Genomic DNA, 22,704 nt, shown 5'->3' on the forward strand with positions numbered 1-22,704 from the left:
CTCCTGTATGATTTTTATTCTCATTGTTATTTGCGTTCATGCGGGGCAATAGTAGCACGAGTTTACGCCCGCATGCACCCGCCGGTTGGTGGCAAAGGTGCGTGGACAATGTTAATAACTATTGATATTTCAATTGATTGAATGTGAACGTTCGCCCCGCTTGCGGAAAGTGTCGGCAGGGGGCTGACCTGCCGACGGCGTGATTCAGGGCTTTTTGAACAACCGTTCGATTTGATTCAGCATGTTGGTGGCGCTGTAGTAATCGAGGCGGAAGGTGTCGTTGCCGACGGCGTAGACGTGCCGCTGTTCCACCGGCTCCAGATGTTTGAGGAACGGGTTGGTCAGCACCTCTTGCACTTTGCGCTCATTGGTGGCGAACAGGATCAGGGTTTTGCCATTCAGACCTTCGGCCATTTTTTCGCCGGAGATCTGGATGATGTCATGGCGTTTACCCATGCTGGTGTTGCCTTTGGCGCTTTCCGGCGGGGTGGCCAGTTGGAAGCCGAGCTGGGTCAGCAGTTTGCCCTGGGCAGAACCCGGCGTCCACAGCATGGCCTCGCGGCCGTTGTCGGCATACACCAGCGGAGTGGTGGGCTGCGGCGGCAGCGCGATCGCCTGTTTCACTTGCTCCACGCGCTGCTCGAAACGATCTTCCGCCTGTTTGGCGCCGGCTTCATGACCGGTGATCTCGCCGAGCTCGCTGGCCAGCTGTTGCCAGCTTTTGTCGCCATAGTCGAGCACCAGAGTCGGCGCAATGGCGGACAGCTGGTCATAAAGTTTCAACGCCGAATCACCGCCGGTCGCGGCGACGACGATCAAATCCGGCGCGGCGGCGGCGACGGCCTCGGCATTGGGCTCCACCTGGTACAGCCGCTCGACGTGGCGCTGTTTGGCCACCTCGCTCCACTGGGTAAAGAAACCTTGTTTATCGGCCACCAGGGGATTTGGGCTGGTGGCGGCGCTGGCGACCACCGGGGCGTCGATAGCCAACAGCGTGCCGGTGATGGTGACGCTGGTGGACACGATGCGCTGCGGCGGTTTTTCCAGCGTGAATTTCCCTTTGACGCTGTCGATGGTGCGCGGCCAACTGCCGTCGGCTGCGGGGGCGGACGGTTTCTGTCCGTCGCTCTTGTCGTCCGGGCCGCAGCCGCTGAGCAACAGGCTGGAAGTGGCGATAAATGCAATGAACAGCTGGCGTAAGGATAGGGTCATGAGCGGGCTCTTTCTTTCCTTGAACTAAGGCGTATCAATCCGGCTGAGGATTGGCTGTGTGGTGGATGCCGGCTAATTTACCATTCAAGCCGCCAAAATGATAACCATTCGTATCTCAGCGCGTGGTGAATAAGAAGAAAGGGAGGCGAACGGCAGAAACGAAAAAAGCGCCAAAAGGCGCTTTTTTCTGAATTGGTGGGTCGTGCAGGATTGATTCGGCCTGTGGCCTCACCCTGCGGGCAACGCTGCGCGTTGTCGTATCGCTGCGCGATGCTCGAACCTCTACGGTTCTTCATCCTGCACGACTCGGTAAACTATGCCTGCGAGAAGATGAAGTCAGAGGTGGGTGGCGCAGAAACGAAAAAAGCGCCAAAAGGCGCTTTTTTCTGAATTGGTGGGTCGTGCAGGATTCGAACCTGCGACCAATTGATTAAAAGTCAACTGCTCTACCAACTGAGCTAACGACCCGCAGATGTGGTGGGTGATGACGGGCTCGAACCGCCGACCCCCTCCGTGTAAAGGAGATGCTCTACCAACTGAGCTAATCACCCACTTCAGGACTTCCAGGTTACTGCTAAACGAGAGAATGATGGTGGGTGATGACGGGCTCGAACCGCCGACCCCCTCCGTGTAAAGGAGATGCTCTACCAACTGAGCTAATCACCCTCATTCGTTCTCATTTTTTCTCAACAAGATGGTGGGCGATGACGGGCTCGAACCGCCGACCCCCTCCGTGTAAAGGAGATGCTCTACCAACTGAGCTAATCGCCCCGTCTTGTTGGAGTCGCATTATAGGGATAGTTCAAAGTGAGTCAACGGTTTTTAAAATGATTTCAATCGTTCGCCGCAAATTTAGGCAGGGCGCGATAATAATCGCCAGCAGCGCCGATTCTTTGCGCGATGCTATGCGAAACTCGCCGCAAAACGCGCGAAATCGACCGGTGCAATATCGTGTCGGCGTTGAGGAATTAGCGCGTGGTGATACAATGTCGTCCACTCTTTTTTCAATTCCGAGCAATCGTCGGCAACCGCCGACACGCGTTGCGTAATAAGGCAGTGAACCCAATGAAAATCAAAACCCGTTTTGCACCGAGCCCGACCGGCTATCTTCACGTCGGCGGCGCGCGTACCGCACTTTATTCCTGGTTGTTCAGCCGCCATGCGGGCGGTGAGTTCGTTCTGCGTATCGAAGATACCGATCTGGAACGTTCTACCCAGGACGCGATCGACGCAATTATGGATGGCATGAACTGGTTGAACCTGGATTGGGATGAAGGCCCGTATTTCCAGACCAAGCGTTTCGAACGCTACAACGCGGTCATCGATGAGATGCTGGAGCAGGGCACGGCCTATAAATGCTATTGCTCCAAGGAACGTCTGGAAGCGCTGCGCGAGAAGCAGATGGAAAATGGCGAAAAGCCGCGTTACGACGGCCACTGCCGCGACAGCCAGTGCAGCCACACCGACGACGAGCCGCACGTGGTGCGCTTCCGCAACCCGCAGGAAGGGTCGGTGATCTTCGACGATAAAATTCGCGGCCCGATCGAATTCAGCAACCAGGAGCTGGACGATCTGATCATCCGCCGCACCGACGGTTCGCCAACCTATAACTTCTGCGTCGTTGTCGATGACTGGGACATGGAAATCACCCATGTGATCCGCGGTGAAGACCACATCAACAACACCCCGCGCCAGATCAACATTCTGAAAGCGCTGGGCGCGCCGGTGCCGGAATACGCGCACGTGTCGATGATCCTCGGCGACGACGGTAAAAAGCTGTCCAAACGTCACGGCGCCGTGGGCGTGATGCAGTACCGCGACGACGGCTATCTGCCGCAGGCGCTGCTGAACTACCTGGTGCGTCTGGGCTGGTCCCACGGCGATCAGGAGATCTTCTCCATCGACGAGATGAAAGAGTTCTTCACGCTGGAAGCGATCAACAAATCCGCCAGCGCCTTCAACACCGAGAAGCTGCAGTGGCTGAACCACCACTACATTAACCATATGCCGGCGGAAGAAGTGGCGGTGCATCTGGCATGGCACGTTGAGCAACTGGGCATTGAAACCCGCAACGGGCCGGAACTGAAGGATATTGTCAAGCTGCTGGGCGAGCGCTGCAAGACGCTGAAAGAGATGGCGGAGTCCTGCCGTTACTTCTACGAAGACTTCAGCGAGTTCGACGCCGATGCCGCCAAGAAGCACCTGCGTCCGGTCGCGCGTCAGCCGCTGGAAGCGGTGCGCGCCAAGCTGGCCGCCATCACCGTCTGGACGCCGGAAAACGTGCACGACGCCATTCAGGGCACGGCGGATGAGCTGGGCGTCGGCATGGGCAAAGTCGGCATGCCGCTGCGCGTGGCGGTGACCGGCGCCGGCCAGTCGCCGGGCATGGACGTGACCGTGCATGCGATCGGCCAGAAGCGTTCGCTGCAGCGCATCGATATGGCGCTGGCTTACATCGCTGAGCGCGAAGCGCAAGCCTGATTCGCTGCTACGCCATAAAGAAAAAGCCCCGAGGAGCAATCCCGGGGCTTTTTTCATGGCGGTTGTCAGGCGTGTTCGCTGGTCGGTAAACCGGGGCGATAGGCGAGGAAATACATCAGCCCGACAAAGCCGGCGCCGCCCAGCGCATTGCCGAGAAATACCGCGACGAAATTAGGCAGATACTGCTCCCAGCCCATGCCGCCGGCAAAGATGGCCGCCGGGATGATGAACATGTTCGCCACCACGTGCTGGAAGCCGATGGCGACAAAAGCCATGACCGGGAACCACATGCCGATCACTTTGCCCGGCACATCTTTGCTGGCGAAGGCTAACCACACCGCCAGGCACACCAGCCAGTTGCAGCCGACGCCGGAGATGAAGGCGTGCAGGAAGTCCGCATCCACTTTGGCCTGCGCGATCGCCAGCGTCTTATGTAAAAACGCGCCTTCGGTCAGGCCCAGCAGGTGGCCGAAGAAGTAGGCGACGGCTACGCTGCCGGCGAAGTTGGCCAGGGTGACCCAAAACCAGTTGCGCAGCACGGCGATGGCGGGAATTTCACGGGCGAACCAGGCCATTGGCAAGGTCATCATGTTGCCGGTCAGCAGTTCGCCGCCGGCCAGAATGGTCAGGATCAGGCCGATCGGGAACACCGCTGCGCCCAACAGCGCGCCGAAAGAGCCCCATTCGGCCGGCAGGGTGCCGATGACGTGAATATCCAGCAGGAAGCCGGTGGCGATAAAGGCGCCGGCGAGAAAGCCCAGAATCAGCAGATTAGCGAGCGGGGCGCGGCTTTTGTTTATCCCGGCCTGAACGGCGAGGGCGGCGATTTCTTTTGGTGAATGCAAAGACATGACGGACTCGGTTTATAGTAATGAAGTTTATGGCGCGGGCAGTCTATGCCGCTCGGGAGTCCGACTCAAGCGCATTTCGCTAACATTCCGTTAATTAAAAATCAACGTGATATGCAGGGTCTTTCGCCATTTTGAGATGTAGCGCGCAAAATGGATGAACTCTGCGCAAAGTGATGATTTTTTGGCGCCAAAGATGCTGATTTGGCGGCTTTTTCAACGCTTGATTCAGTAATTCAATTTAGCCGTTGACAGCTTTGAGCGGGTTTCATATTATGCGCCCCGTTCACAGCACAAAGTGATTGTGGAACGGGGCTATAGCTCAGCTGGGAGAGCGCTTGCATGGCATGCAAGAGGTCGACGGTTCGATCCCGTCTAGCTCCACCAATCTTCTTCTCAGAAAGGTTGGGGATACCGTAACGCCGGTCAAAGCGTACCACTTTTGTGGGGCTATAGCTCAGCTGGGAGAGCGCTTGCATGGCATGCAAGAGGTCGACGGTTCGATCCCGTCTAGCTCCACCACCATTTAAAAAGCCGACCTTAGGGTCGGCTTTTTGCTTTGTGTCATTTAACCTTCGCCGAATGCCGGCCAATAAAAAAGGCGCCCGCAGGCGCCTTATCATTGCTGTGAATTTCAGGCTTAGCCCAGCACCAGACCCGCGATAGAAGCGGACAGGATGCTGACCAGCGTAGAGCCGTACACCAGCTTCAGGCCAAAGCGTGACACCACGTTGCCCTGGTGTTCGTTCAGGCCCTTGATCGCACCGGCCACGATGCCGATGGAAGAGAAGTTGGCGAAGGACACCAGGAACACCGACAGGATCCCCAGGCTGCGCGGCGACAGCTCGGCAGAGACTTTCTGCAGTTCCATCATGGCCACGAATTCGTTGGAAACCAGCTTGGTGGCCATGATGCTGCCAACCTGCAGGGCTTCGTGCTTAGGAATGCCCATGATCCAGGCGAACGGATAGAAGAAGTAACCGAGGATTTCCTGGAAGCTCAGGCCGAAAATGGCGCTGAACACACCGTTGAGCGCGGCGATCAGGGCGATGAAGCCAATCAGCATCGCGGCGACGATAATCGCTACTTTGAAGCCCGCCAGGATGTATTCACCCAGCATTTCAAAGAAGCTCTGGCCTTCGTGCAGGTTGCCGAGGTGCAGCTCTTCTTCTTTATTGGTGTCGTACGGGTTGACCAGCGACAGCACGATAAAGGTGCTGAACATGTTCAATACCAGCGCCGCCACCACGAATTTGGCGTCCAGCATGGTCATATAGGCGCCGACGATGGACATGGAAACCGTAGACATCGCGGTCGCCGCCATGGTGTACATGCGCTTTTCCGACATCTTGCCCAGGATATCCTTGTAGGCGATGAAGTTTTCGGATTGCCCCAGGATTAGCGAGCTGACGGCGTTAAACGACTCCAGCTTGCCCATGCCGTTCACTTTCGACAGCACGGTGCCGATAATGCGGATGATGAACGGCAGCACCTTGATGTACTGCAGAATACCGATCAGCGCCGAAATGAAGACGATCGGGCACAGCACCTTCAGGAAGAAGAACGCCAGGCCTTTGTCGCCCATGCCGCCGAACACGAAATCAGTCCCTTGTCCCGCAAACCCGAGCAGTTTGTCAAACAGCGCGGCGAATCCTTTTACGAAGCCCAAACCCGCTTCCGAATGCAGGAAAAAGTAGGCCAGCAGTACTTCGATAACCAGTAGTTGAATAACATAGCGAATGCGGATGCTTTTACGATCGCGGCACACCAACAGGGCCAGGATCGCTACCACCACTATCGCCAACGCAAAGTGCGCAATATGGGACATGTTTGCTCCAAATTTGAGGCAGGCTGAATTTCGGCTGTCATTTTATGTAACGCTACGTTTAAAAACGAGACTTCTATTGCAAATATGGAAAATCATAGTGGGAGTTCTCCTAAAGTGTTGCGCAAAAGCATAAAAAATCAAGATGTTAAAGCAGCAATAGGAAATTCGTATTCTTGTGCTAACCTGTCTTTCAGGGGGATTGCAGCCAAAATCCCATCAGAAAAGCACGGAAATCGGCAAGCTCCGCGCTGAACCCTTCGATAAAACCGTTAATGTTGGCTATTACAGAGATAAGTTTTACCGCTCTAAATGCGCTTGATAATTATTATCATTTATATAGAGTGGAGATAAACGTAATTTCAGTAAGGGTTCAACATATGCTGAACAGTCGCGTGGTTGAAACCACCTCCGGTCGCTCCGCCAGAAAAATCAAACTCTCGCTCATGGGGCCCGCCTTCATCGCCGCTATCGGCTATATCGATCCCGGCAACTTCGCCACCAACATCCAGGCCGGCGCCTCATTCGGCTACAGCCTGCTGTGGGTGGTGGTTTGGGCCAACGTGATGGCGATGCTGATCCAGCTGTTGTCCGCCAAGCTGGGCATCGCCACCGGGAAAAATCTGGCCGAGCATATTCGCGATCGCTTTCCGCGGCCGGCGGTGTGGGCCTATTGGGTACAGGCGGAGATCATCGCCATGGCGACCGATCTGGCTGAGTTTATCGGCGCGGCGATCGGCTTCAAGCTGCTGCTCGGTGTCTCTCTGTTGCAGGGCGCAGTGCTGACCGGCATCGCCACCTTTTTAATTCTGATGCTGCAAAAACGCGGGCAAAAGCCGCTGGAGCTGGTGATCGGCGGGCTGTTGTTGTTCGTCGCCGCCGCTTACATAGTCGAGCTGGCTTTCTCCCAGCCGCAGTTGGCGCCGCTGCTGAAGGGGATGGCGCTGCCCGATTTGCCTAACGGCGATGCGGTATTCCTGGCTGCCGGGGTATTGGGCGCCACCATCATGCCGCACGTGATCTATCTGCATTCGTCGCTCACCCAAATCGGCGGCGAGCACGACAAGGCGGAACGCTATGCCGCCACCAAAGTCGACGTCGCCGTGGCTATGACCATCGCCGGTTTCGTTAATCTGGCGATGATGGCCACCGCCGCCGCCGCGTTTCATTTCAGCGGCCACAGCGGCATCGCCGATCTCGACGTGGCTTACCTGACGCTGCAACCGCTGCTCGGGCACGCCGCCGCCACCGTGTTCGGCCTGAGCCTGGTGGCCGCCGGCCTCTCTTCTACCGTGGTGGGCACGCTGGCGGGGCAGGTGGTGATGCAGGGGTTCGTGCGTTTCCATATTCCGCTGTGGCTGCGGCGCGCGGTGACCATGCTGCCGTCGTTTATCGTCATCATGTTGGGGATGGATGCGACGCGCATTCTGGTGCTGAGCCAGGTGCTGCTCAGCTTCGGCATTGCGCTGGCGCTGGTGCCGCTGCTGGCTTTCACCGGCAATCGGGCGCTGATGGGGGAAATGGTCAACGGCCCGCTGGTGCAAAATCTGGGCAAGCTGATCGTACTGGTGGTGGTTGGGTTGAACGGCTACCTGCTGATCGGCAGCGTGCTGTAAGCGAAAACAGTGCGGGCCGGCGTTGCGCCGGCCCGTCGTCTTTAATCGCGGTCGTCATCGCCGTGGCGGCGCCAGCGATCGCGGTCATGATCGTGATGGTGCTTTTTCTCTTTCTTCCAGTGGTGCTTATCGTAGTGTTTGTCGTATTTACGATAGCGTCCTTCATGATAGTAATAGTGTTTACGCCAGTAGTCGCCATCGCGCCAGCGATAGCCGTCCCAGTAGTAACCGCGACGGCTGCGGTCGCCGAGATAACGGCCCTGATGGCCTTGCCACCAGTCGCGATCCCGCCAATCGTAACCGTCCCAGTAACGGCCGCGGTTATCCTGATCGCCGATGCGCAATGAAACGCCCGGCATCAGATCGATGCTGATCCCTTCGGCATGCGCCTGCTGTGCGGCGGGCAGTACCGTCGCCGCCAAAATGGCGGCCAAGAGCAGAGGTTTAAACATGGCTTCTCCTTCCCGCTTGCGCGGCCTGGCCGTTTGTCACTTTATGAAGCGCGTTCATCAGTTTAAAAGCGGCCTTATCGTTATTTTTGCTGCAATATCGGCATCATAGCGCCGGCGTATAGGGTTGAATCTGAGAGCCACTCTGAAAATGATGCAGGAGGTTAAGATTTGAGATTTTTCTGGAGTATCGCCGCTCGATTGAACGGCGGAATTTGTAAACGATTACAATAAGATGTTCTCGATCTGCGCGAGCTCTTCTTCACTGAAGTGACGATTGGCCAGCATGCCCACCGCGTCTTCTATCTGCGCATTCTTGCTGGCGCCGATCAGCACTGAGGTCACGCGATCGCCGCGCAGCACCCAGGCCAGCGCCATCTGCGACAGCTTCTGCCCGCGTTGCCGCGCCAGCGCATCGAGGCGGCGCACCTTGTCCAGTCGCTCGGCGGTCAGCTGCTCCGGCTGCAGGAAGCGGCTGCCGCTGGCGGCGCGAGAATCTTGCGGGATGCCGTGCAGGTAGCGATCGGTCAGCAGGCCGCCCGCCAGCGGCGAGAAGGCGATAGAGCCGACGCCATGTTCCTCCAGCGTATCCAGCAACGCCGTCTCCGGCCCGCGTTCCAACATCGAATACTTCGGTTGGTGGATCACGCACGGCGTGCCGAGCTGCTGCAGAATGTCGAAGGCCTGTCGCGCGCGCTCGGCCGGGTAGTTGGACAGGCCGACATACAGCGCTTTGCCCTGGCGCACCAGCAGATCCAGCGCCGCCATGGTTTCTTCCAGCGGCGTGTCCGGATCCGGCCGATGATGATAAAAGATATCCACATACTCCAACCCCATGCGCCTCAGGCTCTGATCGAGGCTGGCGACCAGGTACTTTTTCGAGCCCCAATCACCGTAGGGGCCGGGCCACATGGTGTAACCGGCTTTAGAGGAGACGATCAGCTCATCGCGCCAGGCCCGCAGATCGGCGTTGAGAATGCGGCCAAAGTTCTCCTCGGCGGCGCCGGGCGGCGGGCCGTAGTTATTGGCCAGATCGAAATGGGTAATGCCGCGATCGAAGGCGCAGCGGATCAGGGTACGGGCGTTGTCGTACAAAGTGGCGTCGCCGAAGTTGTGCCACAGGCCGAGTGAGACGGCGGGCAGCTTCAGCCCGCTGCGGCCACAGCGCCGGTATTCCATAGCTTGATAACGCGAGGGGGAGGCTGGGTAAGACATAGTTATCCTTGTCGGCGAAAGGTGAAGTGCTTTGAGTGTATACGTTTCCACACCGCGTTGCCGCGGGAGCGATCACGACGCCGGCATGTAACGCCAGGTTGCCGTTCGATGCCGGGATGATTGTTCGAAATTTGAACGGCATCTTCGATAATTAAGATAATCGCTTCAGCTGCAGACAGGTGATGATCATGACTCAGACCTATACGGTGGCCGATTATCTGCTCGATCGTCTGGCCCAAATCGGCATCCGTCATTTCTTCGGCGTGCCGGGGGATTACAACCTGCAATTTCTCGATCACGTCCTCGCGCATCCGCAAATCACCTGGGTAGGCTGCGCCAACGAGTTGAACGCCGCCTATGCGGCTGACGGCTATGCGCGCTGCAAACCGGCGGCCGCGCTGCTCACCACCTTCGGCGTGGGGGAGCTGAGCGCGTTGAACGGGGTGGCCGGCAGCTACGCCGAATACCTGCCGGTGATCCACGTGGTTGGCACGCCGGCGCAGCGCGCCCAGCGCGCCGGTGATTTGCTGCATCATTCGCTGGGGGATGGCGACTTCACTCATTTCGCCCGGATAGCCAAAGAGGTGACCGTCGCGCAGGCCGACCTGACCGCCGACAACGCTGCGCTGGAGATAGACCGCCTGATCGGCGCCGCCTTGCTGGAGCATCGCCCGGTTTACCTGATGTTGCCCAGCGACGTCGCGCAGGCGCCGCTGCCGAGTAAACCGGCGCCGCTGATGCTGCGCCAGGCCAAACTGTCGCAGAGCGCATTGCAGGCGTTTATCGCCGCGGCGCGCGAAAAGCTGCTGTCGGCACGGCGGGTGTCGCTGCTGGCGGACTTCCTGGCCGATCGCTTCGGCGCCGAAGCGGCGCTGGACGAGTGGCTGCAGGAGGCCGATATGCCGCATGCGACGCTGTTGCTCGGCAAGGGCCTGCTGGACGAGAATCGCGCCGGTTTTGTCGGTACCTACTGCGGCGGCGCCAGCGATCCGGCGGTGAAACAATTGATCGAAAACGCGGATGTGGTGATCAACGTCGGCGTACGCTTGACCGACACCATTACCGCGGGGTTCACGCATCACCTGCCGGTGGAAAAATGCATCGATATTCAACCGTTCGAAGCCTGGGTCGGGCGGCAGCGCTTTAGCCGCATTCCGATGCGCGAGGCGGTGCAGGCATTGCACCGCCTGAGCCTGTCGCTGGCGTCGCGTTGGCCGTTGCCGCCGATCGTCCGCCCGGCGCTGCCGGAAGGCGATGGGGAAGGGCTGGATCAGCACGCCTTCTGGCGGCAAGTACAGGATTTCCTGCGGCCGGGGGATATCGTGCTGGCCGATCAGGGTACCGCCTGTTTCGGCGCGGCGGCGCTGACGTTGCCGCGCGGCAGCCGGATGATCGTGCAGGCGCTCTGGGGATCGATCGGCTATACCTTACCGGCGGCGTTCGGCGTGCAGACCGCCGAACCGCAGCGCCGGGTGGTGCTGTTGATCGGCGACGGCGCCGCGCAATTGACCGTGCAGGAGCTGGGATCGATGCTGCGCGACGGGCTTAAACCGGTGATCTTCGTGTTGAACAATCAGGGGTATACCGTTGAGCGCGCGATCCACGGGCCGGAGCAAAGTTATAACGACATCGCGCGCTGGAACTGGACGCAGTTGCCGAAGGCGTTGGCCGGTGATCGGCCGGTGAAGGCGTTGCGGGTCAGCGATCCGGACGGATTGCGTCAGGCGCTGCGCGAGGTAGCGGGCGACGAGCGGCTGGCCTTCATCGAAGTGATGCTGCCGAAGATGGACATTCCGGAACTCCTCGATACCGTCTCTCGCGCCATTCAGGCGCGCAACGCCGCCGCTTAAGGCAGGGTGTCGCCCAGCAGGCGCTCCAGCATCCAGAACCCCGCCGGGCCCGGCGGGGTCAGTTTGGACCAGACCGCATCCACCGAAATCAGTTTGGGCCAGCCGCGCGGCCGCAGCTGGGTGAGCCTGCCGTGGCCGTATTGCTGCACCAACCAGTGCGGCAACACCGCCCAACCGAATCCCTGTTCCGCCATCTCGAGCAACAGCAGATAGCTGGGTGCCGACCAGACCAGCCCGCCTTGTCTGGCCGCCTCGGCGCCGGTGTAGGTGTTCAGGATCAACTGGCGGGTGCTGGACAATTGCTCCGGCGTCGGCGCAGCGACCTGCGCCAGCGGATGCTGATGGGCGACGAACAGCCCCATTTCGGTCTGCTCAGGCAGCCGGGAGAAGGCGATATCCGGCGGATAACTTTTTTGCACTTCCACCATGCCCAAATGCGCGCGGCCGCTTTGCAGCAGATCGATTACGTCGCCTTCCTCAGCGATCATCCATTCCAGCTCAATCTCCGGGTAGCGCTGTTCGAACAGTTGCATCAACCGATCGTGATGCTTGGGCTGGTAGGTATCGGAAAACACCATGCTCAGGCGCGGTTCAACCTCGCCCGCCAACTGAATGCTCAGGGCGTCGAGGCGTTCGCTGGCGGCCAGGATCGCCTGCACATGTCCCAGCACTTTGCGGCCGGCAGCGGTGAGCACCGGCTGGCGCGCGCCGCGATCGAACAGGGTCAGCGCCAGGTCGGCTTCCAGATTGGCGATGGCGGTGCTGATGGTGGATTGGCTTTTGCGCAGTTTGCGCGCGGCGGCGGAAAACGAGCCGAGGGCGGCGGCTTCGACAAACGCGTGCAACGCTTCCGGGGAATAGTGCATGATCTATCTACTTTATCGATGGAATCTATTTTTAATCTACCCAAAAAAGCGATGATAATCACCTGGCTTTCGCAACAACTGTTGAAAAAAAGGTGATGTATGCAACTGCAAAACAAGTCTCTCATTGAACGTATCGTCCACGCCGTCGGTTTCGAGGCCATCGCCGTGATGGTTTGCGCCCCGCTGGGCGCGTGGCTGCTGAACCGTTCAATGGTGCAGGTCGGTGCGTTGGCGGTAATGCTCTCCACCGTCGCGATGCTGTGGAACATGGTTTACAACACGGTGTTCGACCGCCTGTGGCCGGTCAGCCGGGTGGTGCGTAACCTGAAGGTGCGTGCGCTGCACGCCGTCGGCTTTGAAGCCGGTTTTATCCTGATCGGCGTGCCGATCGCCGCCTGGATGCTGAGCATCTCCTGGACGCAGGCGTTTATGCTGGAAATCGGTTTCTTCCTGTTCTTCCTGCCGTACACCATGGCCTATAACTGGCTGTACGACATGCTGCGTCAGCGCTGGTTCGAGGCGCGCCAGCCGATCAATTCCGGCGCCAAATAAGGCGTCGTCAGACCGACGATTCTCAGGTAAGGTCAGAGGATCGTCGGAAATGCTGAGGAACGAAGGATGAAAGTGTTGGGTCTGCTGGGCGGCATGAGCTGGGAATCCACCATTCCGTATTACCGCACCATCAACGAGCAGGTAAAGGCGCGCCTTGGCGGGCTGCATTCGGCCAAAATCGTGCTCTACAGCGTCGATTTCCAGGAGATTGAGCGCTTGCAGCACCAGGGCGATTGGGACGGCGCCGGCCGGCTGTTGGCCGCCGCCGCGGTGGCTTTGCGCGCCGCCGGCGCCGAAGCTATCGTGATCTGCACCAACACCATGCACAAGGTGGCGGAGGCGGTCGAGCAGGCCAGCGGTCTGCCGCTGATTCACATCGCCGATGCCACGGCGCTGCAGGTGCGGGAAAAAAACATTTGCCGCGTTGGGCTGCTGGGCACGCGCTTTACCATGGAGCAAAACTTTTACCGCGGCCGCCTGCAGGAATTGCACGGCATCGACGTGGTGACGCCGGTCAGCGCCGATCGCGACATCGTACACCGCATCATCTATGACGAGCTGTGCCTCGGTAAAATTCGCGACGCCTCGCGCGACGAGTATCGCCGGATTATCAGCGATCTGGAACAACAGGGGGCGCAGGGGATTATTTTCGGCTGCACCGAAATAGGCTTGCTGGTGAGCGAGCGGGATGCGTCGGTGCCGGTGTTCGACACCACTGCAATCCACGCCCGCGCCGCCGCGGCGTTCGCGCTGGCCTAATCGTCGCGCGGCGGTTGCCGGCGGTTTACCAGCATCAGCGGCTTGCCCGCCAGCGCCAGCCAGGCGGGCAGCATCACGATGCACAACACCGGCAGCAGGTGCAGATCCGGCACCACCGCCACCGCCATAAACAGGCTCAGCCAGCCGTCGCGCGTCACTACCAGCACCAGCCCCATGATGGCGCAGGAGACGGTGATCGCCGCCGGCACCGCCGGAACATGCTGGTGCAGCATCAGGCCCAGCGCCGCACCGACGAACACCGCCGGGAAGATGCGCCCGCCGCGAAAACCGCAGGCGGCGGCGATCACCAGCGCCGCCAGCTTGGTCAGGGTAATGGTCAACAGCGCCGGCACCGAATAGCTGTCGTCCACCGCCAGGCGTTTCATCTCATCCAGCCCCTTGAACAGGGTAATCTCTCCGCCCAACAGCGCCAGCAGCCCCAGCACAAAGCCGCCCAGCCCTAACATCAACACCGGATTCTTCATTGAATGGAACAGGCGGTGAACGTGCGGGAAACACCACAGCGCCACCATGCCGAGCGCGATGGCGATCAGCGCCACGATGGCGCCGCTGAAAATGTCCGGCAGCCGCGTCACGTCGTAGGCATCGAGCTGCAGGGCGAAATTGGGCACGAAGAACATCTGCGTGGTGACCGCGCCGGCGGCGGCAGCCACCAGCGGGGCGAACAGCCGATCCCACAGCGGCGTTTCGTTATTGCCGGCCAGGGTTTGCGAAAAGATCAGCGCGGCGGCGACCGGTGTGCCGAACATTGCGCCGATAGTGCCTGCCGCCGCCAGGATGATCCAGTCCATGCGCGGCACCTTCGGCAGCAGGCGCGCGCCGGCCGCCGCCACCAGTGCGATGTTGATGGCGGTGATCGGGTTCTCCGGCCCCAGACTGACGCCGCCGGCCAGGCCGACAATCAGCGCCAACCCCAACCCCGGCAAGGCGGAGAGTGGCAGCGGCATGCCGATCAGCGATTCCGTCGCCGGATCCGGCCCGGCGTGACCCGGCATATAACGCACGATCAGGCCGACCGCCACGCCGGTCAGCGTCAGCATCGCAACCGGCCACCAGGGCGACTGGGCGTCCAGGCTCAGCGCATCGGGCAGCGTCACCCACAGTAATTGCTGCAATGCGGCGGCAATTTTCATCACCAACAGCAGCACCAGACTGGAAACGGAACCGATAATCAGCGCAGGCAAAGCAAAGGCCAACATGGCATTGGCGCGCGGATGCAGCATGAATAATCCCTTGTCGATGCCTCCCTGCGGGGCAGGGAGTGCGGGTGGTTGGGCAGTGGCCACAGCTTGCCAGACTATCGGCGCGCAGGCACGCATTGATATTGCCCGGCGGCGATGACGGTTAACAGTCGCCGGGGGGCGTTTTTTGCCGCAATTTGTTTCAAATCGCGGCATAGCGGACAAGCTGAAACGTTTTTTGTGATCCGGATCGCTATTGAGGTGCAGATCCGAGGCGGGTGATTGTTGTTTTCGCAGCAGGATTTTACAGTGTGGGCAGCGTTTTATTTTTCATTTTGCGGAGACGAAATCAATGACCTATGCCCTCGTGGGTGATGTTGGCGGCACCAATGCCCGCCTGGCGTTGTGCACTGTTGCGACGGGTGAGATTACCCAGGCGAAAACCTATTCCGGCCTGGAGTTCGACAGCCTGGAGGCGGTGATCCGCCAATACCTGAAAGAGTGCGAGATCGAGGTGCAGGACGCCTGTATTGCGATCGCCTGCCCGGTGACCGAAGACTGGGTCGCGATGACCAATCACAGCTGGGCGTTCTCGATCAAAGAAATGAAGGCCAGCCTGGGGCTGAGTCACCTGGAAGTGATCAACGATTTCACCGCCGTCTCGATGGCGATCCCGATGCTCTCGCCGGACGACGTGCTGCAGTTTGGCGGCGGCGATGCGCAGCCGGGCAAACCGATCGCGGTGTACGGCGCCGGCACCGGGCTGGGCGTCGCCCACCTGGTGCAGGTCGATCGCCGCTGGGTCAGCCTGCCGGGCGAGGGCGGCCATGTTGATTTCGCGCCGAACAGCGAAGAAGAAGACATTATTCTGGAGGTGCTGCGCGGTGAAGTGGGGCACGTTTCCGCCGAGCGCGTGCTGTCCGGGCCGGGCCTGGTCAATCTGTATCGCGCCATCGTTAAGGCGGACAACCGCCTGCCGGAGAAACTGGAGCCGAAGGACATCACTGAGCGGGCGCTGGCCGACAGCTGTATCGACTGCCGCCGCGCGCTGTCGCTGTTTTGCGTGATCATGGGGCGCTTCGGTGGCAACCTGGCGCTGAATCTGGGCACCTTCGGCGGTGTGTACATCGCCGGCGGCATCGTGCCGCGCTTTATGGAATTCTTCAAGGCCTCGGGCTTCCGCGCCGCCTTCGAAGACAAAGGGCGTTTCCGTGACTATGTGCGAGACATTCCGGTGTTCATGATAACCCATGGCCAGCCGGGCCTGTTGGGGGCCGGCGCGCATCTGCGCCAGACGCTGGGCATGCGGCTGTAAGCCGCGCGGCGGGGCAATAAAAAAGGGGCGCAACCCGCAGGTTGCGCCCCTTGTCGTTTTCGCAGGGGATCAGGCTTTGGCCAGCTCCGCCGCCTGTGCGGTTTCTTCGCTTTCCATTTCCACCGCTTTCGGCGCTTTGATGAACAGTGTAATCAGCAAAGAAGCGGCAGACAGGACGCCAATCACCATGAAGGTGGCGTGGAAGCCGCCGAAGTATTTGGCGACGAACGAACCGGCCAGCGCGCCCAGGCCGAAGCCCTGATAGATGATGCCGTAGTTCTTGCTGTGGTTCTTCAGGCCGAAGAAGTCGCCGACAATCGCCGGGAACACGGTGATATTGCCGCCGAAGCAGAAGGCCACCGCGCCAACGCAGATGAAGAACAGCGTGTGGTTCAGGGTCATGAAACTCAGCGCGACAATCGCCAGCACGGTAACCAGCATGGTGAAGCTGATGACGCGCATACGGCCTACTTTATCAGACAGCGTACCCAGAATGATGCGGCCGGCGGTGTTGAAGATGGCGACGGCGGACACGGTGTTGGCGGCGGTGGCCAAATCCATCCCGGCCAGCTGAACGCCCATGTCTTTCACGATGCCAATCAGGTACAGACCGCTCATGCAGGCGGCGAAGAAGATGGTGAACAGCAGGTAAGCTTCTTTGGTGGCCAGCATCTGGCGCACGCTGAAGTCGTTGCCCAGACCGTTGGCGCCTGGCTGTGCGGCGCTGGTTGCCAGCACCGGCTCTTTCAGCAACAGGGAGCCGACGACGATCAGGCCCATCACGATGGCACCCCAGTAGAAGAAGGCGCCTGAAACGCCGACGTCGGCGATCAGGGCGGCGTTGACGTATTTGAACAGCAGGCTGCCGCTGCCGAAGGCGCCGACGGAGATGCCGGAAATCAGGCCTTTGTTGGCCGGGAACCATTTAATCAGGTTGGACAGGGTGGAGATGTAGGCGATACCGACCGCAAAGCCCACCACCACGCCGGCCAGCAGGTAGATCATGTCGAGCGAGCTGACATGGGCGCTGGCGATCAGGCCCAGGCCGACCAGGATGCCGGAACACAGCGTCAGGTTGCGGATGCCGAAGCGTTCTTGCAGCTTGCCGGCGAACAGCGTGGCGAAAGCTAGGAAGAAGCTGGTGATGGAGAAGGTGGTGGCGACGTCCGCCAGTCCCCAGTGGAACTTGTCGACCAGCGGCTGGTTGAACAGGCTCCAGGTGTAGATGGTGCCCAGACCCATCTGACAGATGATGGTACCGAGAACGATTAAGCTGCGATTTGCCGGTTTGGTGTTCATGGCCGGTCTCCTTCCTGTGTGTGCGTTGCCGGGCGTGAGCCGCTGGCTGAAATTTGCGGGGTGAATCTGTGTTCCCGCGGTCTGGGCTTATTATATGGCCGGCCCCCCCGGCGGACGGCGGATCGGGAATGAATTGCACGGCAGAAGGAATGAAATGCATTTTATACGGCGTGAGTTGCCGTTTTTACGCCTAAAAGCGCGTGAAATGCCGGGAGTAACACGTGATCTACATCAAAGATATCAACGATTTATTGTTAATCGCCGGTGAACGATTGTGGTGAAATTGTGAAGGATGCGTCTGCAAGGCGTAAATCGGCATTGCGCCTATAGAGCGGCGGCGAGCGCGGGACTATGTTATCTGCGATCGGACGAGGTCCGCTCTGCAGGAGTCCATGAAATGAAAAAAACGCTGTTGTTACTGGCTGCGCTGCTGGCGCTGCCGCTGGCGAGCCAGGCCGACGTCTCCATCGGCGTGAACGTGCCGGGCCTGTCGTTGCATATCGGCGATCGCGATCATCGCGGCCACTACTGGGACGGCTATCGCTGGCGCGATCCGCGCTGGTGGGCCGATCATCACCGGTATGAACGTTCGCGCGGGTACTATTATGGCCCGCCGCCACGGGTGATTTACTACGGGCCGCCGCGGCGCGACTGGCGAGATCGGCCGCATTACCGCATGCCGCCACCACCGCCGCCCGGCTATTACTACCGTCCGGGCCCGCGCTGGTAAGCGCTTACAGGCGCATCAGCTTGCGAAATTCTTTCACCTTGCTGCGGCTGACCGGCACTTCAAACTCAAGATCGCTCAGCCGCAGAATGTAGGTATTGTTGAACCAGGGCACGATCTCGCGGATCTTGGCCAGGTTAACGCAGTAAGAGCGGTGGCAGCGGAAGAAATGCTCTTCCGGCAGCCGGCCGTAAAACTCGGTGAGGTTCATCGGCATCACGAATTCTTCCCGGCGAGTATAGACCCGCGTCACCTTTTCATCGGCGGCGGCGTAATAGATGTCGTTGATGTCGGTAACGATGATCCGCTCGTCTTTGATCAGGTTGATGCTGTGGCTGCCGCGGCTCGGCGCGCTGGTCGGTTCCGCCGCGCCGGCGGGGCGATGATGCAGCGCCTCCAGTTTTTGCAACATGGTGACGATGCGCGCCTCGTGATAGGGCTTGAGGATATAGTCGAACGCCTCGATCTCGAAGGCTTCCACCGCGTGTTCTTTATAGGCGGTGATGAACACGATCGATGGCCGATGGGCGAACTTGCTGATGTTTTGCGCCAGCAGCACGCCGTCCAGCGACGGGATGTTGATGTCGAGGAAAATGGCGTCGACCTGGTGGGTTTGCAGGTATTTCAGAACGTCGAGGCCGTCCTCGAAGGTAGCGACGATATCGATATTGCTGTGTTTCTTGATCAGGTAGCTGAGTTCTTCCTGCGCGAGGAATTCGTCTTCCACGATGATAGCTTTCATGAGGCCTCCCCGACCGGCGGCGCGCTCGGTTCCTGATGCAGCTTGCCGCCGTTTTTGCTGATATAGAACGCGATTTCGGTGCCCGGCTCCAGGCGGCGGATATGCAACCCTTCACCGTACAGCAGCGACACGCGGTGATGCACGTTGAGCAGGCCGATATTGTGGCCCGGCATCTCGTTGCGCGCCACCCGGTCGATGGTTTCCTGGTTGATGCCGTGGCCGGTATCCTTCACCGAAATTTTCACCCGATCGCCCTGATCTTTCACCGCGATCACCACCACCCCTTTACCCTTGCAGGGCTGGATGCCGTGCACGATGGCGTTCTCCACCAGCGGCTGGATCAGCAGGCTCGGAATGCGCACCGAGACGTCGTCGTCGATGTCGTAAATCACCGTCAGCTTGGCGCCGAAGCGCGCCTGTTCGATGGCGATATAGTCCTGAATCTGATGCAGTTCCTTACGGATATCGATCAGTTCGTCGTTCAGCTCCAGGTTGTAGCGCAGGTAGCGCGACAGGTTAATGATCAGCTGGCGCGCGGTGTCCGGATTCAGGCGGATGGAGGAAGAGATGGCGTTCAGCGCGTTGAACAGGAAGTGCGGGTTAATCTTGCTCTGCAGCGCGCGCATTTCGGCTTTATCCGCCATCTGGCGCAGATGCTCGATGCGCGAAACCTCCATCTGGGTGGAGATGATCTGCGACAGCCCGACCGCCATCACCTTCAGCGTGTTGGTGATCTGGTGAGCGTGGCAGTAGTAAATTTTCAGCGCGCCGGTCACTTCGCCCTTTTCCCACAGCGGCACCACCAGCTGCGAATGGATCTGCGGCGCGGCCGGGTTTTCCAGGTTGTTTTTGATGATGATTTTGCCGTGGCGAATGCTTTCGCGGGTAACGCGGCTCAGCCCTTCGCGGCCGATCGGGTAGGCTTCGCGCCCCACGCCAACGTAAGCCAGCACCTGATGGGTATCGGTGATCGCCACCGCGTCGGCGCGGATGTCCTGGCGGATGATATCGCAAATGGTGGCCAGCGATTCGCTGTTGATGTTGCGAAAATAGGGCAGCGTCTTGTGGGCGATATCCAGCGCCAGCTTGGCCTGGCGTGCGGCGATCACTTCTTTTTCATCTTCGACGCTCTGCACCAGCAGCACGATCAGGCCGATGCACACCGTGCCGAGGATCATCGGCAGCGCGATCTGCGACACGATGTCGAGCCCAAGCTCGGTCGGCTTGGCCCACAGCACGATCAGCAGCATGGTGAGGGATTCGCACAGCATGCCGCCGACGATGCCGGCGCGCCAGCGCTGCTCTTTTCTCACCTTGAGGTTGATGTAGCCGGCGCTGATGCCGGCGATGATGCTGGTGATGAGGCAGGGCACCGAGGTGATGCCGCCGATGTCGATCAGATAGCGGTGCACCCCGGCGATGATGCCGGTGACGATCCCCACCCAGGGGCCGAACAGAATGCCGCCGGCCATGATGGCGATGACGCGCACGTTGACCAGCGATCCCTCAACGTTGATGCCGGAGTAGGTGCTGAACAGCGCGAACAGCGAGAAGATCGCCGTGACGATGCCGAGCTCGAGCGGCGTATGGTCTTCTTTTTGCAGCAGTTGGCGGAACAGCCGGGTGCGGGTCAGAAAAAACAGACAGATCAACATCAGCGCGGCGCGATCAAACACCGCCAACAGCATTTCAAAAAAAGGGTGCACGACGGGTTCTCGCTGCGGCCTACGGATGGCGGCAGTATACCACAGCGAAAGAGGCCCGTGGCGCGTGCCACGGGCGGGCGGTCAGCGCATGCCGAGCTGCGTTTTGCCCAGCGGCGTCAGCAGATCGGCGGTGGCGCGGCCGTCAAAATCCACTTCGAAGTCGTCGGGAGCGAAGTCCGGCGGCGTTCTGCCGTCGATAAAGCTCGGCAGCTGACGCTGCAGGTAGGCGTCGTTTTTCGCGCAGCCCGGCGCGGCGGCGATGTACATCACGTTGCTGTCGAACTCGCCGTTATGCTCGTTCTCCACCGCGTGGATCACGTCGCAATGCCAAAATACCGTGTCGCCCGGCTCCAGATCGGGAATAGGGGAAATCCCATTTAATAAAAGGGGATGCCATTTTTCCGAGATCGACAACGCGCGGCCCGGCGCCGCATCGCACAGATCGTCGTCGGCGACGTCGTCCTGCAGCGCGCGCAGCAACACATAGGCCATGGCGTTGGCGATCGGCACCAGGTTTAGCGTGCCGGCGTTGGTGCGTTGCGGCGTCAGCGCCGTCCAGCCCTGGAAGGTGCGGAACATCGAGCAGACTGCCGGGGAGGCAATTTCGCGCACTTCGGTGCGGCCGTCGGCGGCAAAGGGATCGTACTGCTGCCAGTCGCCGGAGAACACGTGGCGATACACATAGCGGAAATTCTCGTCCAGCCAGCGCTCGATGGTGCCGCTGTCGACGTGCGGCGACAGGCCCAGCGACGAGGAGTTCGGCGGGCGGCGGCGAGTGCGATCGGCGTAGGTGGCGATGCGGGTCGGATCGAAATGCTGCTTGCCGTTGCTTTCGGTGGCCCACAGGCTGTTGAGGAACACCTGCACCGCATGCATGCGCGCATCCTGCCGCGCTTCGACCTGCGGCTTTGACCAATAGATGCCATAAATCTGTGGTTTGCTGGCGGCCAGCTTGCCGAAATAGTTGTCTTCGGCAGCGTTTTTCAACCGCTCGACGAAGTTGTTGCGCTCGAGATAGTCGCCGATTTCCCGGTTCCAGCCTTCGGCCTTGGCGCGGGGAAACACGCCGCGAATGGCGCAGGCGCCGCGCTGCTTGATCAGCGCTATCTGTTGATCGCTGACGCGCTGCTGCAGGATATCTTCCGCGTCGATCTGCGGCACCGGATTATGGCCGGCGGCCAGCTCGCGGCGGATCTGGTCGACCTGGCCGCGGATGTTCTCCTCCAGCGCCAGAAAAACTTCGCGGTAGTTCGGCAAGGCCTGGCGCAGCTGGCGCTTGACGTTAACGATCGTCTGCGGAATATCATCGATGACTAAAGAGGCCATGGTGTTCTCCTGGTGCCGCGTGAGTCACTGCGGCGGACGGTTGTAGGGAATCGGGCAAGACGTTATGGTTTTGTGGTTTTAACGTGAATGATTATCGGCAACCAATCGGGGAAAATAAAGAGATATCTTTCATTCGTAAGTTCCTCTTTTTCGTTTTTCGGAGATTTTATGAAGCTGGTCACTGAACGCTTGTACTTACAGTCGATAACCGCCGAGGACTGGCCGCTGTTTCTGCGCCTTTACCAGGATCCTGAGGTGATCCGCTATATCGCCGATCCGCTCAGCGAAGCGGCGATCCGCGAGCGTTTCGACGCGCGGCTGCCGGCCTGGGACAAACACGGCGATCAGTGGCTGTGCCTGGTGATGCGTGAGAAGCACAGCGGGGAGGCGGTGGGCATTACCGGCTTTCGCCCGCAGTGGCTGCCGTATCGGCAGGCGGAGGTGGGATATGGCAGTTTGCCCTCCGGCCAGGGCAAGGGCTATGGCAAGGAGTCGCTGCGGGCGGTGCTGGATTTTGCGGTGAACGCCTGCGGTTTTCACAAGCTGACCGCTACCGTGACCTCCGGCAACCTCGCCTCGCGCGGCCTGCTGGAGTCGTGCGGTTTTCAGCTGGAAGGCACGCTGCGCGATAATTTCCGCCTGGCGGGAGAGTGGCGCGACGACTGGCTGTTCGGGCTGTTGGCGGCGGAGTTTCAGGGCGGCAAATAAAAATAT

The 22,704-nt window shown here is 59.8% G+C and carries 19 protein-coding genes, 6 tRNA genes and 1 other RNA gene; 10 read left to right on the top strand and 16 right to left on the bottom strand.

Annotated elements, in window-relative coordinates; translation table 11 throughout:
• Window positions 1–204: 204 nt before the first annotated feature.
• The 6 genes from fepB to AC2CGI_RS01570 all read right to left on the bottom strand — a co-directional run bounded on the left by fepB (window position 205) and on the right by AC2CGI_RS01570 (window position 1,983).
• Complete coding sequence (gene fepB / locus AC2CGI_RS01545; RefSeq protein WP_004936399.1) at window positions 205–1,212, bottom strand: Fe2+-enterobactin ABC transporter substrate-binding protein; 1,008 nt, start codon at window positions 1,210–1,212, stop codon at window positions 205–207.
• Window positions 1,213–1,405: 193 nt separating this feature from the next.
• Window positions 1,406–1,529: non-coding RNA, RtT sRNA (locus tag AC2CGI_RS01550), on the bottom strand.
• A 75-nt stretch (window positions 1,530–1,604) separates the two neighbouring features.
• Window positions 1,605–1,680, bottom strand: a tRNA-Lys gene (locus AC2CGI_RS01555).
• A gap of 7 nt (window positions 1,681–1,687) precedes the next feature.
• Window positions 1,688–1,763: transfer RNA gene (locus tag AC2CGI_RS01560), tRNA-Val, on the bottom strand.
• Between the two features lie 39 nt (window positions 1,764–1,802).
• Window positions 1,803–1,878 (bottom strand) — tRNA-Val (locus AC2CGI_RS01565).
• 29 nt (window positions 1,879–1,907) lie between these two features.
• Window positions 1,908–1,983 (bottom strand) — tRNA-Val (locus AC2CGI_RS01570).
• 294 nt (window positions 1,984–2,277) lie between these two features.
• Between AC2CGI_RS01570 and gltX the strand changes: the two genes are divergently transcribed.
• Window positions 2,278–3,693, top strand: coding sequence for a glutamate--tRNA ligase (gene gltX, locus AC2CGI_RS01575; protein WP_021505611.1), 1,416 nt, complete (start codon window positions 2,278–2,280; stop codon window positions 3,691–3,693).
• A 65-nt stretch (window positions 3,694–3,758) separates the two neighbouring features.
• Here gltX and AC2CGI_RS01580 read toward each other — a convergent pair whose 3' ends face one another.
• Complete coding sequence (locus AC2CGI_RS01580; RefSeq protein WP_076740562.1) at window positions 3,759–4,544, bottom strand: formate/nitrite transporter family protein; 786 nt, start codon at window positions 4,542–4,544, stop codon at window positions 3,759–3,761.
• A gap of 308 nt (window positions 4,545–4,852) precedes the next feature.
• On the opposite strand from AC2CGI_RS01580, the gene AC2CGI_RS01585 reads away from it, so the two are divergent.
• Together AC2CGI_RS01585 and AC2CGI_RS01590 are read left to right on the top strand one after the other, a co-directional pair.
• Window positions 4,853–4,928, top strand: a tRNA-Ala gene (locus tag AC2CGI_RS01585).
• A gap of 59 nt (window positions 4,929–4,987) precedes the next feature.
• Window positions 4,988–5,063, top strand: a tRNA-Ala gene (locus AC2CGI_RS01590).
• Window positions 5,064–5,181: 118 nt separating this feature from the next.
• Here AC2CGI_RS01590 and AC2CGI_RS01595 read toward each other — a convergent pair.
• Window positions 5,182–6,369, bottom strand: a complete 1,188-nt coding sequence (locus tag AC2CGI_RS01595; protein WP_004936373.1) for a NupC/NupG family nucleoside CNT transporter — start codon at window positions 6,367–6,369, stop codon at window positions 5,182–5,184.
• Between the two features lie 377 nt (window positions 6,370–6,746).
• Here AC2CGI_RS01595 and AC2CGI_RS01600 point away from each other — a divergent pair, with 377 nt between their 5' ends.
• Window positions 6,747–7,982 (top strand): Nramp family divalent metal transporter, encoded by a 1,236-nt coding sequence (locus tag AC2CGI_RS01600; protein ID WP_004936371.1) that lies wholly within the window; start codon window positions 6,747–6,749, stop codon window positions 7,980–7,982.
• A gap of 41 nt (window positions 7,983–8,023) precedes the next feature.
• Here AC2CGI_RS01600 and AC2CGI_RS01605 read toward each other — a convergent pair whose 3' ends face one another.
• Window positions 8,024–8,434: a DUF2502 domain-containing protein gene (locus AC2CGI_RS01605; RefSeq protein WP_004936369.1), complete on the bottom strand. Its 411-nt coding sequence runs from the start codon at window positions 8,432–8,434 to the stop codon at window positions 8,024–8,026.
• A 222-nt stretch (window positions 8,435–8,656) separates the two neighbouring features.
• Window positions 8,657–9,646, bottom strand: coding sequence for an L-glyceraldehyde 3-phosphate reductase (gene mgrA / locus AC2CGI_RS01610; protein ID WP_076740563.1), 990 nt, complete (start codon window positions 9,644–9,646; stop codon window positions 8,657–8,659).
• Window positions 9,647–9,834: 188 nt separating this feature from the next.
• Here mgrA and AC2CGI_RS01615 point away from each other — a divergent pair, with 188 nt between their 5' ends.
• Entirely contained in the window at window positions 9,835–11,496 is a 1,662-nt protein-coding gene (locus AC2CGI_RS01615) for an alpha-keto acid decarboxylase family protein (protein WP_076740785.1), read from the top strand.
• On the opposite strand, the gene AC2CGI_RS01620 is transcribed toward AC2CGI_RS01615, so the two are convergent.
• Entirely contained in the window at window positions 11,493–12,362 is an 870-nt protein-coding gene (locus AC2CGI_RS01620; protein WP_044030749.1) for a LysR family transcriptional regulator, read from the bottom strand. The two genes, AC2CGI_RS01615 and AC2CGI_RS01620, sit on opposite strands and share 4 nt — an antisense overlap.
• A 99-nt stretch (window positions 12,363–12,461) precedes the next feature.
• Between AC2CGI_RS01620 and AC2CGI_RS01625 the strand changes: the two genes are divergently transcribed.
• Complete coding sequence (locus AC2CGI_RS01625) at window positions 12,462–12,914, top strand: multidrug/biocide efflux PACE transporter (RefSeq protein ID WP_004936357.1); 453 nt, start codon at window positions 12,462–12,464, stop codon at window positions 12,912–12,914.
• A gap of 66 nt (window positions 12,915–12,980) precedes the next feature.
• Window positions 12,981–13,673 (top strand): aspartate/glutamate racemase family protein, encoded by a 693-nt coding sequence (locus AC2CGI_RS01630; protein WP_015378654.1) that lies wholly within the window; start codon window positions 12,981–12,983, stop codon window positions 13,671–13,673.
• Here AC2CGI_RS01630 and AC2CGI_RS01635 read toward each other — a convergent pair.
• Entirely contained in the window at window positions 13,670–14,917 is a 1,248-nt protein-coding gene (locus AC2CGI_RS01635; RefSeq protein WP_021505606.1) for an ion channel protein, read from the bottom strand. The two genes, AC2CGI_RS01630 and AC2CGI_RS01635, sit on opposite strands and share 4 nt — an antisense overlap.
• A 310-nt stretch (window positions 14,918–15,227) precedes the next feature.
• Between AC2CGI_RS01635 and glk the strand changes: the two genes are divergently transcribed.
• Window positions 15,228–16,190, top strand: coding sequence for a glucokinase (gene glk / locus AC2CGI_RS01640; RefSeq protein WP_015378652.1), 963 nt, complete (start codon window positions 15,228–15,230; stop codon window positions 16,188–16,190).
• A gap of 69 nt (window positions 16,191–16,259) precedes the next feature.
• On the opposite strand, the gene AC2CGI_RS01645 is transcribed toward glk, so the two are convergent.
• Window positions 16,260–17,489, bottom strand: a complete 1,230-nt coding sequence (locus AC2CGI_RS01645) for an L-lactate MFS transporter (RefSeq protein WP_004936347.1) — start codon at window positions 17,487–17,489, stop codon at window positions 16,260–16,262.
• Between the two features lie 397 nt (window positions 17,490–17,886).
• Here AC2CGI_RS01645 and AC2CGI_RS01650 point away from each other — a divergent pair, with 397 nt between their 5' ends.
• Window positions 17,887–18,219, top strand: coding sequence for a DUF2502 domain-containing protein (locus AC2CGI_RS01650; protein WP_033632450.1), 333 nt, complete (start codon window positions 17,887–17,889; stop codon window positions 18,217–18,219).
• Between the two features lie 4 nt (window positions 18,220–18,223).
• On the opposite strand, the gene AC2CGI_RS01655 is transcribed toward AC2CGI_RS01650, so the two are convergent.
• The 3 genes from AC2CGI_RS01655 to AC2CGI_RS01665 form a co-directional block, all read right to left on the bottom strand.
• Window positions 18,224–18,958, bottom strand: a complete 735-nt coding sequence (locus tag AC2CGI_RS01655) for a LytR/AlgR family response regulator transcription factor (protein ID WP_004936341.1) — start codon at window positions 18,956–18,958, stop codon at window positions 18,224–18,226.
• Window positions 18,955–20,646 carry a sensor histidine kinase gene (locus tag AC2CGI_RS01660; protein WP_033632451.1) on the bottom strand — a complete coding sequence of 564 codons (1,692 nt, stop codon included), beginning with the start codon at window positions 20,644–20,646 and terminating at the stop codon, window positions 18,955–18,957. The genes AC2CGI_RS01655 and AC2CGI_RS01660 overlap by 4 nt, the downstream gene beginning before the upstream one ends.
• A gap of 99 nt (window positions 20,647–20,745) precedes the next feature.
• Window positions 20,746–21,990 carry a DUF1479 domain-containing protein gene (locus AC2CGI_RS01665; RefSeq protein WP_076740564.1) on the bottom strand — a complete coding sequence of 415 codons (1,245 nt, stop codon included), beginning with the start codon at window positions 21,988–21,990 and terminating at the stop codon, window positions 20,746–20,748.
• Window positions 21,991–22,158: 168 nt separating this feature from the next.
• On the opposite strand from AC2CGI_RS01665, the gene AC2CGI_RS01670 reads away from it, so the two are divergent.
• Complete coding sequence (locus AC2CGI_RS01670) at window positions 22,159–22,698, top strand: GNAT family N-acetyltransferase (RefSeq protein WP_015378646.1); 540 nt, start codon at window positions 22,159–22,161, stop codon at window positions 22,696–22,698.
• The last annotated feature ends 6 nt before the right edge of the window (window positions 22,699–22,704 follow it).

The organism is Serratia sp. LSHTC3 (genome assembly GCF_057197125.1).